Consider the following 14493-nt stretch of genomic DNA (forward strand, 5'->3'; position numbering starts at 1 on the left):
AGGCGGTAATTTCAATCATAACCTTGCCTGTTAGCAGTATTCTGGCGACAATAGGTTATAAGTAATTGGCCGTTGATAAGCATTCATTCATTGTTATCCAAATCGTTTAAGTATTGCCTAGTCATTTGCGTTGCTCTCGTTTCGATAGCATCGAATTTCGCTTGGGCAAAAGATGATTGGCTAAATATCAAATTAACAGGTGCCTCTGACAAGCTTAACAAGAATATTCGAGCTCATCTGGGTGAAAGTCCCAACTCTGCAGTACAACGCCGTGCCTTCTTATTTACCGTCGAAGACAATGTTAATGCCGCTTTAGAATCGATGGGGCATTATCACGCAAAAGTCGATATTGAAGTAACCGAAGCAGAAAAAGGCCCGTGGACATTAAATGTGTCGATTGATGAGGGCAAACCTACCATCATTGAATGGATAGACATAAAGTTCAGTGATGAGATGCTCGATGACAGCAGTTTTAATCGATGGATGAACCTGCTGACAATCAAACCTGGCGATGTATTAAATCATGGTGTTTACTCTGAGCTTAAATCTCAACTGGTTACCTTAGCGCTAGCTCGCGGCTATTTTGATGGTTCATTCACACGCTCAGACATTGAAGTCAATCGAGATTTGAATACCGCACGGATCCACCTCTATTTTGAATCTGGTAAACGCTATTCAATTGGTAATGTCGAATTTTCAGGTCAAACCGTTAACGACGATATTTTAGAAAACCTTATCCCGTTTGATCCCCATGCCAAATATTCAACTCAGCGGCTAAATCGTTTAAATCGAAACCTGATTGATACAGGGTATTTCGCTGGCATTAAAGTCTTACCGCAACTTGATGGAATGTCGAATACTGAAATACCCATTAAAGTAGAATTAGGCCCGCGCCCGACACATTCATTTGAAGTGGGTTTAGGTGCTGACATTGGTAATAACGCCGAGAAATCTTCGATTGATCCAAGAGTACGACTCACTTGGCGTATGCCGCAGATTAACAGCTATGGACATACTCAAGAAACCACCATGGAGTGGTCACCGGATAAACCTAAATTCTTAACCACCTACACTATTCCATTGACTCATCCTTTAGATGACCAACTGAAATTTCGAGTGGGTTTATTACGAGATAAATACGGGGTAACACAGGACTATAATCCTGATGACCGTAGTTACGATTACACGGGCCAGCTTGAGTCAGAAAAACGTTTAATAGGGGTGATCAGACAACAGAGGTTAGATAATGATTGGTTGTTTGGCTACTCGGTAGAATTTAACCAAGAGTTTTATAACCAGTCCGACACCGATTATGATCCAAAGTTTTTATTATTTGGCATCGGGATTGGTAAAACCACTCGAGGCGATAATACACTCGACCCTAAATCTGGTTTCAGGCAGGTCTACAGTATTGAATACGGTAACTCAAGTTTAGGCTCAGAAATTAATTTGACTAAAATTGAAGCTAAATTTAAGTGGATTGACACTTTTTTTGACCGTCACCGCATTGTCACTCGACTCGATATGGGTGCAAATATCGCTGATTCTGATGAGATTGCTCAAATTTCACCTTCTTTGCGATATTTTGCAGGTGGCGACCAAACCATTCGTGGTTATGGTTACCAAGAACTTGGTCCTTACATCGAATATATCAACTCTGAAGGCGGTGTATCACGTCAGGTTGTAGGTGGACGTTATCTCGTGGTGGGTAGTTTAGAATACCAGTACTATTTAACAGATACATGGCGAGTCGGCACTTTTGTTGATGCGGGTAATGCATTTGATACAGAGCAGTTTGAACCTGTTGTGTCAGTCGGCGGCGGGATCCATTGGATTTCACCTATTGGTCCGATCAAATTGGACGTCGGTGTCGGCCTAAAAGAAACCACCACGATTGATCGTTCTTGGCGAATTCACTTAACAATGGGGACAGATCTATAATGACTGAAAAATCTTCCCCAACGGCAGACAATACACGTTCAACGAATGGGACAATTCCTGCGGCGACACCGCCAAAGTCAGCTTTAAAAAGATGCTGGAGTGCTTTTAAACTGTCCACGCGTCTTTTTATCTACATTCCTTTACTGATACTTATCATTGTAGCCGTCTTACTTGGCACCCCTATCGGCGCTCGGATTAGTGTTTTGCTTGCCAATCAATTTGTTCCTAATCTTGAATTGGATATTCGTTCGGGCACCATTAACAAACACCTCGAGTTTGATTATGCCAGTTGGTCAATGAATGGGGTATCCGTTGAAGTTGAAGATTTATCTTTATCCTGGGTACCTACTTGTTTGTTCAATAAACAAATTTGTGTCGACAGCTTAACAGCGAACAAGGTCAATGTACGTGTTGCAACCGATGAATTTGATGAAGCACCTGAAGCACCTGAAGCACCTGAAGCACAATCAATTGATGCTGAACGTCTTAATGCTGTCAACATTACACAAGACGATAATCAGCAAAGCGTAAATGTACAAAACTTGGATGCAAATGTAATTGATGCAGCACTTAATACTGATGAAACTGATGAGCCCTCACCTCTTATTTTGCCAGTGATCATCGGACTTAACCATTTGGACTTGAATAACGTCAAAGTCAGTGTCAATGATATGCGTTACAACGCTGGACGTCTGCAGGGCAAAGCACTGTGGAATAAAAGTGGCCTTCGTGTCAGTTACCTTCACAGCAAAGATTTATTGGTAGATATTCCACTTGGCTCTGATGAGACTGATATTGATGCCAAATCTGAGCAAAGTAATGCGACAGACAAGCAGGATATAGAAGAATGGGCAATGGCAAATTTGCCGGCTGTTTACATGACCTTCCCTATCTATGTTGATGAATTAACGACCACAGATAGTGTGATGCTTTTAGGCGAACGTGAAGATACTTTTGCTCATATTGCTTTAAAAGGTAGCTACGTAGAATACTTAATCGATATTCAAGAGTTAGCAGTTACTCACCAATATGGCGATGCAACACTGATTGGCGATATCAGTTTAAATGATGATTACCCGATGACAATTGATGCTCAGTTCTCACTCAACAATGTCACAGAGCTTCCTGAGTTATCCAATCAAACCTTAAGCATTCAAGCTGAAAATGGCTTCGATGATTTAGCCGTAAAAGTCTCAGCATCTGGTGATATCAATATCGACTTTGAGGGTACTATTGCCTTAAGTCGTCCTGAAATGAATTATCAATTAGAAATAGCAAAGGCAGATCTGCAGTGGCCATTGGATATGCCTGACTATTTTGCCAAGATTGATAAGTTAACCAGTAAAGGCGATATCAACAGTCAATCAGCCATATTTGACGCCGAATTATTAAGCCCTTTTCATCCACTACTGGATGTGAACGCCAACATTAGTTTTGAAAGTGAACAACTCATTATCTCAAGCATTAATATCCTATCTGATGCAGGTAACATCAAAGGTAATGGTTTACTTAACTTCAAAGATGAATTTAGCTGGCAAGCAGAACTTGAAACTGAAACCTTACAATTAGAGAAAATCAGTTATTTATACGAACTCACCGAGTTGACCAGTAACATCAATGGTCAATTATCATCTGCCGGCACCATTGGCGATGAAACATGGCACATTGAAATCGCTGATGCCGCGCTCGATGGCTCGTTAAATGCGTTTCCATTAACTGTCAGTGGCAATATTGAGTTAAATGAGCAACTGGCGGTCAATGCCGATAACTTACATGCAACCGCACTAGGTGCTGAGCTTATTATTAATGGTCAAGCCAATAAAATTTGGGATGTCGACGCAGAGCTTACTGTGCCCGACCTTAGCCAGTGGTTGCCCCAATCTACTGGCGGCATTTACGCAAAAATTGATGTGACTGGTGATGATCAACAACCGATTGTCGATATCACAGGTAAGGTGTTTGATTTTGAATACCTAGATATGGAAGTTGAACTGTTAAATCTTAATGCTCACTACTTACCGTTAAGCCAGCATCAATTTAAACTTAATATCACTAATGACCAGTTTACTTGGCAAGAAATCGATTTATCACAGCTGTTAATCAACGCATCAGGAAACCTAAATCAACAACACCTTGAGTTTTCTACCGCTGGTGAATTCGCTATCAATACCATTATCGATAATAAATTCGATGAGAATAGCCAAGTATTTGATGCACAGATAAAGTCTTTATCAGTCACTCACTTTTTAGGTACATGGGCCACTGATAGAATTGTGGAGGTTATGTGGGATCAAAAAAATGGCCAAGGTAGCGTCAATCCTTTTTGTATTAACCACCCCAACAATCACTTATGCATAGAAACTCCTGCGACGTTTGGCAAAATCGGGGATATTCAATTAACTGCTCAAGGTACGCCAGGATTACTATTAAAGCCTATATTGCCCACTAAATTCTCTTGGACTGGGGATTCAGATATTTCAGTCTCAGCAACTTGGTCTGAGACAGAAAAGCTTCAAGCAAATGCTGATATCAATTTTTCAAAAGGTCAACTTGAACTTAGGCGCACCAGCAAAGATTTTATCAATTTACACTACGATATTATACAACTCACCGCAGCGCTAAACGAACAAGTACTGCAAGCAAAACTTACTGTAGAGGCTGAAGAAATTGCCACTATCAACAGCCAAGTTACCGTCAACACAGATCCAAGTCGGGCATTAAAAGGCAATATTAATGTTGATGCATTAAACCTATCTCACTTACAAGGTTTTTTCCCAAAACTTGAAACACTCGAAGGGATATTTGCCGCTGACTTAGCACTTGAAGGCAACCTTGAAAAGCCAATGGCTAAAGGCAGTATTTCATTATCTAAAGGTGCTATTGCAACCACCAGTAACCCAACGCTTATCAATGATATAAATCTCGCCATGGCGTTAAAGGGGCAAAAAGGCTTGCTTGATGGCAGTGTAGCGATGGGAGACGGCCAGGCACAAATCAATGGCACTTTATCTTGGCCTCAAGGCCGTTTCAGCGGTGACATTGATATTAACGGCGACAAACTGGCTGTTATCGAGCCGCCTATTGCTATTTTACAAGTATCCCCAGATATCAATCTCAAATTCAATAAAGAACAACTTGCTGTAACCGGTAAAGTTGACATTCCAACGGGTGAAATCGCCGTTGTGCAGCTTGCTGAAGGTGGTGTGGCGGTGTCATCTGACGTCGTATTTAAAGACTCTATCTCTGAACAAGAGCAAAGGGTTAGCCCTTATGCCATCGTCTCAGATTTAAACATTAACCTTGGCCCAGAAGTATCCATTGACGGTATGGGGCTTAGTGGAAAACTAAACGGAACCATACTGTTGCAACAACAAGCTTTTAAACCACCTTTACTGTTTGGGGACATTAGAGTTAGCCGAGGTACTTATAAGTTTATGGGGCAAACCTTAACCATAAGCACAGGTGATGTGCAGTTCTCAGGCCCTACTGAAGTGCCTAACTTAAATATTGAAGCGGTTCGTGAAATAAAAGAGGAAGATCTCACTGCAGGTGTCAGAGTCACAGGTACTGCAATGCGCCCTATCGTGACGTTATTTTCGAGCCCAGCTAAAGAACAAGCGGAAATTTTATCTTACATCGTGACTGGCGCTGGGTTTGGCAGTTCTACTAATGAACAAAACAGTGCTTTGATGATGGGAGCAGCACTGACATTAGGTTCGCAGTTTGGTGGTGGAGCAATCAATAACATTGGCTCTACTGCGACAGGCTTAATTGAAAAGTTTGGTTTTTCTAATGTTCAGCTCGATGCAAACGATGAGGGCCGCGTTGCAATTAGTGGTTATATTGGCGAAGACTTAATGGTGAAGTATGGTATCGGGGTATTTAACCCAGGTTACGAAATGACCGTACGATATTACATATTGTCGCAATTGTACTTAGAAACGGTATCGGGCACATTGAACCAATCACTCGATATTTATTATAGCTTCAACGTCGATTAGCGTCAGTTTGCTATTCTCTATTCTCATAATTAGAACTTTAATATTTAATCCCTTTACCTTTAATTTTCTCAGTAAAATTCAGACATAAAAAAAGCGCCGTTAGGCGCTTATTTCATTCAAATTAACGATTAAGCAAATTTGAAGTCAATATGTTCAACTAAAGTTTTGAACGCGTGGCGTTGCATAGCTTGAACACGTACTTTAACTTCTTTACCATCGATAACTAGAGTTAAATCTGTGTTGTAGAAATCGTCATTCAATTGAATGTTTACGATATCTTTTTGAGCCATTTTGATTGAGATAGGCTCTTTACCTGGACCGTAGATTACAGCAGGAACTAAATTCGCATGACGTAGGCGGCGGCTCGAACCTTTCCCGATTTCAGTACGGATTTCAGCTTGGATAGTGTAAGACATGTGTTTCTCACTTAATAAAAATAAATAAATTGATGTTGTTATTTTCGACCAATAACAACTCGTGCTTGTTTAATACATATGCTGGTTACACAAAAGTTGGTATTTGAACCAAATCGATTGATTAAACTAAAGCTAATTAAACCAAAGCGCGCGGATTCTAACACAGCTCATTAAGCTCAACAAGTTATTAGCATTGATTTCATACCATTCGCTCTGTTCACTAAGCCTAAAAAACGCATAGTTGCATGACTAATAGGTACTTTACTTAATACTTGAACCAATACTTTGATTATTAATGACAGAAATGAAATTTTACCAACTTCTGACCGGGCCACAATCCACATGGATAAAACCAGAACGTGGATAATAACCTACACCGCCGAGTTCTAAAGAGCGTGCAGCATCACGTAATGTTTTAAGCTCTACTCCAGGGATGGCAAGATCCATCGCCATGCCTTTCATATGATAGCTTTTTTTAGCCACTCCGTTACTTTTCGAAGCTAACATATTGTTAGTCACCGGAGAACGATAGCCTGAGATAACATGCACTTCATCAGTGTTGCCAATGGCTTGTTGTAAATTATAAACAAACTCATAAAGACGTTTATCCATAGGAGCTGATTGGTTTTGTCGATGATCACGAAGTACTTTACTAAATAAAGATAAAGTCTCCTGGTTGTATTCGCCTTCAGCCCAGAACTGTCCTTGTTCGCGCTCGCCAGTGTGACGATTATAAAAACTCAACTCCCTAAAACCTTGGGTTGAACGACTTGCTTGAGCTGGGGTTGAAAACATTGATGCGACTGCAACACCACTTAAACCTAATAATACTTGCCGACGGGCAGGACAAACTAAAGACATTAACTCACCACTTTCTAATAATATAAACCTGTGTGTTTTTTACACAACTGAAAGGGAAGTTAAACGGAAAGGAAGGCAATAGCAAGCGATCAAGTCGACAAAATCAGCTTAAATTTTGTACATGTTAGTAAGTTATAATCAGGTCAATCACTTATCGAGAGGCACTTTGAAGTCTAGATGTAGAATTATTCGCCACTATTGTTTGTTTGGTGTTGTTCAAATGATAAATATCATTACGGTACTGAGCGAGGTTAGCGTCATCTACCCAAGCATTCCAATAAACAAAATGAATCGGAACTGTTTGAGATAAAGAAAACCACTGGGTTTTGCTGGCATCTGTTTGCATGCGCTGCCAAGTTCGTTTATCGATAACGACGTTGCTTGCAAACCACTCCGCAAGCTCTTGGATTTTTTCAATCCTGACACAACCAGATGAAAGCGCTCTATCATCTTCTGCGAATAAATTTTTATCGGGCGTATCATGCAAATAGATATTCAAATCATTCTTGAAATGAAACTTATAGCGACCTAAAGCATTAATCTCCCCAGGTCGCTGCACTAAACGATAAGGAAATGGTTCAGTCCTTACAACTTCTTGCCATTCTTGTGGGGTTTTATTCACCTTAGTACCAGTGACATCAAATACATCAAACTGCCTATCGCTGATATAACTGCCGTCTTCGGCGACCTTAGGCAAGATGTCACGGCGCATGAGTTTTTTGGGTACTGTCCAAGTCGGGTTAATGACAATGTTCGATATCTGCCCTTTCATTACTGGGGTTCTTCGATACGAACGCCCCACTATGACTTTTGAAGTTAAGGCAACTTGACTGTCACTAACAAGTATCATTTCAAATGCAGGAATGTTGACTAATAGGTATTGCTCGCCTAAGTCACTTTGATAACTGGTTTTATCGACAAAATTAGCGGCAAGTAATTCAGCTCGTTGCATTGGTGTTTGATTCAACCAGTGCAAGGTTTGTGGGCCAATAACAGAATCAGGCTTTAGACCGTGACGCGACTGAAACTTTGCGACAGCTAGGGCAATAGTATTATCGAAAATATATTGCGTTTCTGAGCGAGAAGACAAATCGCCTAAAAGCCAAAGTCGCTGGGAAATAGCGCTAATCGTTTTATGGCTGTCACCTGGGCGCAATAACCCTCCGGGTTGGATGCTGGCCCATTCGTGCCTAGTATTAAGCCACATCAATCGTCGGATATGATTAAGCACACTTAAATAGTCTTCAGCATTGGGTTCCAAAGCAAAGGTTTTACGTTTTAACGAGGCATTATTCGTTAATTTATCATAAGAAAGAACAACCCCACGCTGATGCCAGAATTCAGCAATGTCAGCTTGAATAGCATCAATATACTCAAACTTCTCGGCCTCACTATGACCTTTTAAAATAGCCAAATACTGCTGTCTGTCAGCGGTAGGTTCAACTAACGAAATTAACATCACATGTTGGGCGAGTGTTTTATAGGTAGCTTGATTTTCAGAAGAGGCTTTAGCAGGCAAACTCAACAGAAGTGACATCATAAACAACATGGCGAAACCTAAACGCCAACAACGCAATACTTTCATTCAGCCCCTCCTCCTTCAAACTAATATATTCAGTATGGCAAAAAATTATCAACCTTGTGTTACAGACAGTGTTAAGTCGTTACAAGTTACTACGAAAGGTGGAGGAATTTAGCGCAACTACATAAACAAGGAGCCACTAAACATATAATTGTCCTTAAGAAACTAGGAATGCTTTAGCAGAACTGATATAAACGTGCCCCGCAAAAATATTTTATCTATTTATCGCAGTAGTTTTATGAATAAGAAACAACTTGTACAAACCATGGCATCTGACATGGGCATTTCACAATCTATAGCTAAACCACAATTAGAGCAGATCCTATTACAGCTTCATAAAGCCTTAACAGAAGGTGAGAAAGTGTATTTACCACAATTTGGCACCTTTGAACTTCGTTACCATTTAGCAAAAAATGGACGTAATCCAAAAACAGGTGAGAGCATAGAAATTCCAGGCTTCAATCAACCTAGCTTTAAACCTGCTCCTGCATTTAAAAAACACATCAACAGCTAATTTATTTTTATGTAAGCCTAAACAATTAAAACGTCGGGGCTTTTAGTTAAATCAGCTAAAAGCTTTGACAATTCAATGTTGTTTCAAATCTAAGTTCAACGAATAAAAGTTGAAAAAAGAAAGAGACTCAACTCCCACGACACTATAATATTACTTTAAAAACGGTTGTTAATTACACACAAGCTACATTAGTTAACCTCTTATTTAATGCTTAACCAAGTCAACAACCTCCTCTCGAGAACTTATCTTAAAATATTTTTTACTGGCTACTATCCGAAGTTTAAGCTGGATCTGCACACAAAAATTATAATGTTATTTATGTTACCATCGAGTAAACAAATGATTAAAAATCAAATTTATCTCATATATAATTGAGCAGAATAGAGAATATAATTAAAGGAGCTAAGTTTGAGTATTATTGAACAATATTTAAGCCAGGCAGAGTCACTATTCCAATCAAAAAATTTTTCATCTGCAAGAATTTATGCTCGCAAAGTGATAAAGCGCAATGATAAACATGTGGAAGCCACTGCATTACTTGGCCACATTCATTTGCAACAACAGCAATTCAATGAAGCAGAAAAATATTTTGCGAATGCTTCAGCTATTGAACCAAACTCTATCTCTACCTTAAACGGATTGTTAGCTATTGCCGAAATAAAAGAAGATTTCTTTCTTGCCAAAGCATATTTAGAACAATTGATTAATGTTCAGCCTTTGATGACAAAACACCATTATAAGATGGGGCTAATCGCATCGAAAACTGGCGACATGAGATTAGCTGAACAGAGTTTTAATTGGTGTAGAGAAAATGGGTTTTCTGAACCCGCTTTACAACTTAATTTAGGCCATATTTATAAAGCTAAAGGTGAAACGCTTCGTGCTGCAGATTTTTATCAGCTATATATTACACTTCGCCCACAACAAGCCGGAGTGGGTTATTGGAGTCTAGCTGACTTAAAGAAATATCGATTTAATCATATTGATATGGCTGAGTTACAAAAATTAGCAGTTGACAGCTCACTCAATGAACAAAATCAGGCTTTAGTGCATTTTGCTCTTTGTAAAGCATATGAACAAGCTCACCAAATTGATAAAGCAACTGAATCCATGTTGTTAGCTAACCACATCATGTCGACATATCGACCATTTAAACAACCTTTCCTCGCAAAAATAGTGCTGTCTTTACTTAAGCATACCCCTTCTCACCATATTGAAGAGTTGCCAACGACTAATCAAACCCCGATATTTATTGTAGGTATGCCTCGTTCTGGTACAACACTGATTGAACAGATATTAGCATGTCATACCGATGTTGGAGCTACAGATGAGCTGCCGTTCATGGAGCGGTTTGCTCTTAAAATGGACATTTCAGGCGGATATCAAGATAAACTAAGCCATCTTACTGCCAATGAAATAATTCAGTTGCGTCAACAGTATTTAAATGAAGTGAACAATTATTTTGTTGATATACCGACTTATTTTATTGATAAAAACCCAAACAACTTCTTACATATTGGATTGATTAAAACCCTATTTCCCCAAGCAAAAATCATCAATGTGGTTCGGAATACCGTCGATAATGGTTTGAGTGTGTTTAAACAGTTTTTCAGTTTTGGGCATGATTATTCATATACCTTTAATGGAATAAATAGTTATTGGCAATATTATTTAGATATCATGGAGTATTGGGATAAACTCTATCCAAATGAGATTCGTCATATTTGTTTTGAAAAATTAGTACTAGAACCTGAATCACAGATCCAAAAACTGCTTAACTACTGTGAATTACCGACTGAAGCACAATGCTTTACCTTTTATAACTCAGATCGTGTGGTATTGACACCTAGTGCAAGTCAGGTCAGACAACCTATGGATCCTAAAGCTATCGGGCAATCAGAGAAATATAAACCTTTTATTGCTAAAGAAATTGCTAAACTCGATGCCATTACGAAAAAAGCATCAAGGCTATTTTTTGGAAAATAATAGACGCCTATATGAAACCTATTTATTTTAATTAAAAGTGACATACATTTAGTTAAATAATGTTAATTCATTTTTCCATGGCATGTTTTATAACGCTTGCCACTGCCACATGGGCATGGGCTGTTTCTAGAATGTGGTACAACTAATGCCTTAACAGCACCTTTAGTGCCACCTTTAATTTTAGTTGCCAATTTATCAGTTTGAGGAACCCCATTACTCGCAATGCTAGGCGCCGAGAATGGCGTCTTTTTATTAGCAACTTGATTCAGTTCACTTAACTCAATATTCATACAAGAAATAATCACTAACTGTTCGAAAGCTTTTAAGGCCGATCCTGAGTGCAATAATTGCAGAGACTTACCGCAATTAATTGCTTTGAGCATCGTCTTTTCTCGTAGTGAATGATAGTGCGGCCAACCAGATTTAGTTGTTTCAAACTGTAGCCAAAGTATTCGCCAGTCAGCAATAAACTCACTTAATACCTGCGTAAACTCTGTCACCTCTTCTGAGACATTTTGCAAATTTAACTTTATTTCATTTAATAGCTCATTGGATAAATACTCTACTTCTGCAATTGACATTATTACTGGTGCATTAAACTTTTCAGTTTTTATAGATGTTGTTAAATTATCTGTAAAACTAATAAATTGACATTCAAGTTCCTTAGATTTGTCATCTAAAATTGAGCGAGAACGTTGGAAAATAGTTCGCCAAAACTCACTAGAACCTGCAAGATCTACCACTAAATGAACACGGTATTCGTCACTATTATTTTCAACTTTATGTTGTTTCCATGAATCGAAAATCCAACACTCTCCTGCTGCCATATGAACTTGCTTGTTATGGCAAAAAAAGTGGACATTTTCCGTTGTCGTTATAGGTATATGGACTCTCACACGTTTATACCAATGATAATTAATGTCTGTATGTAAAGGAACTTGAGCCCCCGGAGCTAGACGCATCAACCGCGAACGACTTAGTACTTCATTAAATGATGCTAGTACTTGCTTCATATATGGGCTTTTTTGTAATGCTGGAGTTGGCTTCATTACCCCCTTAAATTCATTATTAAAACCACCATCAACAGATATTAAAGGGATTGCCGAATTACCTTGAAAGCCTTCATGGTGGCTAACCCAGTCAGCTTCTTCAAACTGTTCAACTTCTTTGATTAATTGTCTTACATCAAAACTAAGCGGTAATTGATAAAACTCATGAGGTAACTTCATAATTTGATTTTCCTGTTCTTAATTCAATGCCCCATGGCATTGTTTGTACCGCTTACCAGAACCACATGGACAAGGACTGTTTCGAGCTACACTGTTATAGCTTGTGCCAGTTGTAGACGCTGATGATACTTCAGGCTTCTGAATATCAAACTTTTGCCAAGTTGTTTTAAATATTGGACATCCATGTGCACCTAAATGACGATTAACCTTATTCAGTGTCCCGGTTATATTAGGCCAAATTGTTTCAATACTGTGATAGTTTTCAAGCCATTTATTGGTACTAGGTGCTGAAATGGTATAACGAGAGTAAGGCAAAGGTTCGCGGCATACCGCAGCTAAAGAAGTATCAAACTCAGTTTCTGTAAATTTGCACAAGCGACTAATGGTTATTTCAGGTTCATTAATTAATTGCTCATAAGACAAAATACACCAACGAGAGCTATCGACTTTTTGTAAAGAGTTCATAATAGCCTCATTAGCCGATAACCATTGAAATGCAGCTATGGAATGCAAAGGTTTTTCATTCAATTTTTGCCAATCATCAGGTAACAATAGAGACCAATTACGATTATTCCATCCCGGTAAATTAGGATAAGTTACAAACTTATTTGAACGCCACGCCTGCATAATACTACTGATGTTATCTTTAGGGTCTCTAACCAAGTAAATGAATAAAGCATCAGGGAATAGTTCATTTAAAAACTCAACCCTTAAGCTATTCTTAGGGGTTTTTTCTAATAGCCGAATTGGTGCATTATCATTTTTATTCGGCTTGTTAGAGCGGTAATCTTGTAGTTTATCACTAAAACGTTGTAATAATTGTTGACGTAAACCGTCATCAAGATCCTGTTTATACAAAGCGTTAGAACTAAAATTACGATATGCAATATTGAGACTTGGAATCGTTTCAATTAAAGCATGGCTCTCACCACCGATAGTGTAAATTGCTTCACTTTTTGATAACACCTCAAACAACAAAGTACTCCCTGAACGAGGTGCTGATAAAATAATGATAGGACGGTCAAATGAGTGCATAGCAATATGATTGTTATTGTTTTTTAACATAATACGCACACTAGCCTGTTATGGCTATATTGATGTAAACTTATTGATTTAGATTTCCTTGATATTCAAACCAACAATACTAATGCTTATTTGCAAGAACATGATGACTCCAATGAATTAAAGCCTTCTCTGTTCTATTCATACTCACCGAAAAATTCAATGATGTCACCAACACAGAAATTATTTATTGTTGGCGTTAATCAATGCAATGAGCTAGGAGTATTTATTGTATATTCTTGATCTGACAATGAACTTTTAGTGTATTGAACTTTCTTTATCATCTCCGAGAAGTCGAGTAATGGTTCCAGTTCCTAATATCTGTATATCAGTTTGTTAGTTCGAAAAAGTCTTCTGCGGACGTTATTAATCTGCCAATATCAAAAGCCGGATAACTCACTAAAAGTGAATGTAAATACCAAATACGATTTCATTCACATCACTCCATTACATTGATAAGCATTGTATTCTTATTGCCAATGACTTTGGCTTGTTAAGCTGTGCGCTTAACCTTGGCTAAATAGCCCAAGAATACAATCACAAAAATAGAATCCAACGTGATAGTTAATAAAGATTTATCAATATATTGAGCGCCAAACAAAACGATTAGAGAAATAAATGCGACTTTACTTGTGCTAGCAAGCACTAACGCTAAATTTCGATATATGGGTCGAAATGCGCCATAAATGAGCAAGGCTCCGATCATAAAAATAAGAAAGCCCCAACTTCTAACAACAACCTGAGCTAAAGGTTCTGTTAGCGATTCTCCAAACATACTGATAAGCGCTTCTTGGGGAGCAAATACTGCAAAGATCATTGAACAAGTCAGCCCACCAGCAACAATCATTATCCATTTCATATAATCAATCGAGGTCAAATTAACTCCTTACAATCCATGTTA

The 14493-nt window shown here is 38.6% G+C and carries 10 protein-coding genes; 4 read left to right on the forward strand and 6 right to left on the reverse strand.

Features of this window, described 5'->3' with window-relative positions; translation table 11 throughout:
* Nucleotides 1–90: 90 nt before the first annotated feature.
* Both BCU84_RS05560 and BCU84_RS05565 read left to right on the forward strand, forming a co-directional pair.
* Nucleotides 91–1941, forward strand: coding sequence for an autotransporter assembly complex family protein (locus BCU84_RS05560; protein WP_241906363.1), 1851 nt, complete (start codon nucleotides 91–93; stop codon nucleotides 1939–1941).
* Nucleotides 1941–5942: a translocation/assembly module TamB domain-containing protein gene (locus tag BCU84_RS05565; RefSeq protein ID WP_102527107.1), complete on the forward strand. Its 4002-nt coding sequence runs from the start codon at nucleotides 1941–1943 to the stop codon at nucleotides 5940–5942. Before BCU84_RS05560 ends, BCU84_RS05565 begins: the two co-directional genes overlap by 1 nt.
* A 128-nt stretch (nucleotides 5943–6070) precedes the next feature.
* Here the strand turns inward: BCU84_RS05565 and rplY are convergent, their stop codons facing one another.
* From rplY to BCU84_RS05580, 3 genes are all read right to left on the reverse strand, one after another.
* On the reverse strand, nucleotides 6071–6358 hold the full coding sequence (gene rplY / locus BCU84_RS05570) for a 50S ribosomal protein L25 (RefSeq protein ID WP_102527108.1): 288 nt from the start codon (nucleotides 6356–6358) through the stop codon (nucleotides 6071–6073).
* Between the two features lie 312 nt (nucleotides 6359–6670).
* Nucleotides 6671–7219: a DUF882 domain-containing protein gene (locus BCU84_RS05575; RefSeq protein WP_102527109.1), complete on the reverse strand. Its 549-nt coding sequence runs from the start codon at nucleotides 7217–7219 to the stop codon at nucleotides 6671–6673.
* 151 nt (nucleotides 7220–7370) lie between these two features.
* Nucleotides 7371–8804, reverse strand: coding sequence for a L,D-transpeptidase family protein (locus BCU84_RS05580; protein WP_102527110.1), 1434 nt, complete (start codon nucleotides 8802–8804; stop codon nucleotides 7371–7373).
* Nucleotides 8805–9039: 235 nt separating this feature from the next.
* Here BCU84_RS05580 and BCU84_RS05585 point away from each other — a divergent pair, with 235 nt between their 5' ends.
* Entirely contained in the window at nucleotides 9040–9315 is a 276-nt protein-coding gene (locus tag BCU84_RS05585; RefSeq protein ID WP_102527180.1) for an HU family DNA-binding protein, read from the forward strand.
* 408 nt (nucleotides 9316–9723) lie between these two features.
* Nucleotides 9724–11301: a sulfotransferase gene (locus BCU84_RS05590; RefSeq protein WP_102527111.1), complete on the forward strand. Its 1578-nt coding sequence runs from the start codon at nucleotides 9724–9726 to the stop codon at nucleotides 11299–11301.
* Between the two features lie 62 nt (nucleotides 11302–11363).
* On the opposite strand, the gene BCU84_RS05595 is transcribed toward BCU84_RS05590, so the two are convergent.
* The 3 genes from BCU84_RS05595 to BCU84_RS05605 form a co-directional block, all read right to left on the reverse strand.
* Nucleotides 11364–12530 carry an aspartyl/asparaginyl beta-hydroxylase domain-containing protein gene (locus tag BCU84_RS05595; RefSeq protein ID WP_102527112.1) on the reverse strand — a complete coding sequence of 389 codons (1167 nt, stop codon included), beginning with the start codon at nucleotides 12528–12530 and terminating at the stop codon, nucleotides 11364–11366.
* An 18-nt stretch (nucleotides 12531–12548) separates the two neighbouring features.
* Nucleotides 12549–13595 carry a sulfotransferase gene (locus tag BCU84_RS05600; RefSeq protein WP_241906364.1) on the reverse strand — a complete coding sequence of 349 codons (1047 nt, stop codon included), beginning with the start codon at nucleotides 13593–13595 and terminating at the stop codon, nucleotides 12549–12551.
* A gap of 490 nt (nucleotides 13596–14085) precedes the next feature.
* Nucleotides 14086–14469, reverse strand: a complete 384-nt coding sequence (locus BCU84_RS05605; RefSeq protein WP_241906365.1) for a hypothetical protein — start codon at nucleotides 14467–14469, stop codon at nucleotides 14086–14088.
* Between the last annotated feature and the right edge of the window lie 24 nt (nucleotides 14470–14493).

Source organism: Shewanella sp. 10N.286.51.B7 (assembly GCF_002873615.1).
Lineage (GTDB): Bacteria > Pseudomonadota > Gammaproteobacteria > Enterobacterales > Shewanellaceae > Shewanella > Shewanella electrodiphila.

Excerpts from the sequence above, each read along its gene's own strand:
- BCU84_RS05600 (WP_241906364.1), bottom strand. The coding sequence starts at position 13,595 with ATGTTAAAAAACAATAACAATCATATTGCTATGCACTCATTTGACCGT.
- BCU84_RS05565 (WP_102527107.1), top strand. The coding sequence starts at position 1,941 with ATGACTGAAAAATCTTCCCCAACGGCAGACAATACACGTTCAACGAAT.
- rplY (WP_102527108.1), bottom strand. The coding sequence starts at position 6,358 with ATGTCTTACACTATCCAAGCTGAAATCCGTACTGAAATCGGGAAAGGT.
- BCU84_RS05595 (WP_102527112.1), bottom strand. The coding sequence starts at position 12,530 with ATGAAGTTACCTCATGAGTTTTATCAATTACCGCTTAGTTTTGATGTA.
- BCU84_RS05575 (WP_102527109.1), bottom strand. The coding sequence starts at position 7,219 with ATGTCTTTAGTTTGTCCTGCCCGTCGGCAAGTATTATTAGGTTTAAGT.
- BCU84_RS05585 (WP_102527180.1), top strand. The coding sequence starts at position 9,040 with ATGAATAAGAAACAACTTGTACAAACCATGGCATCTGACATGGGCATT.
- BCU84_RS05580 (WP_102527110.1), bottom strand. The coding sequence starts at position 8,804 with ATGAAAGTATTGCGTTGTTGGCGTTTAGGTTTCGCCATGTTGTTTATG.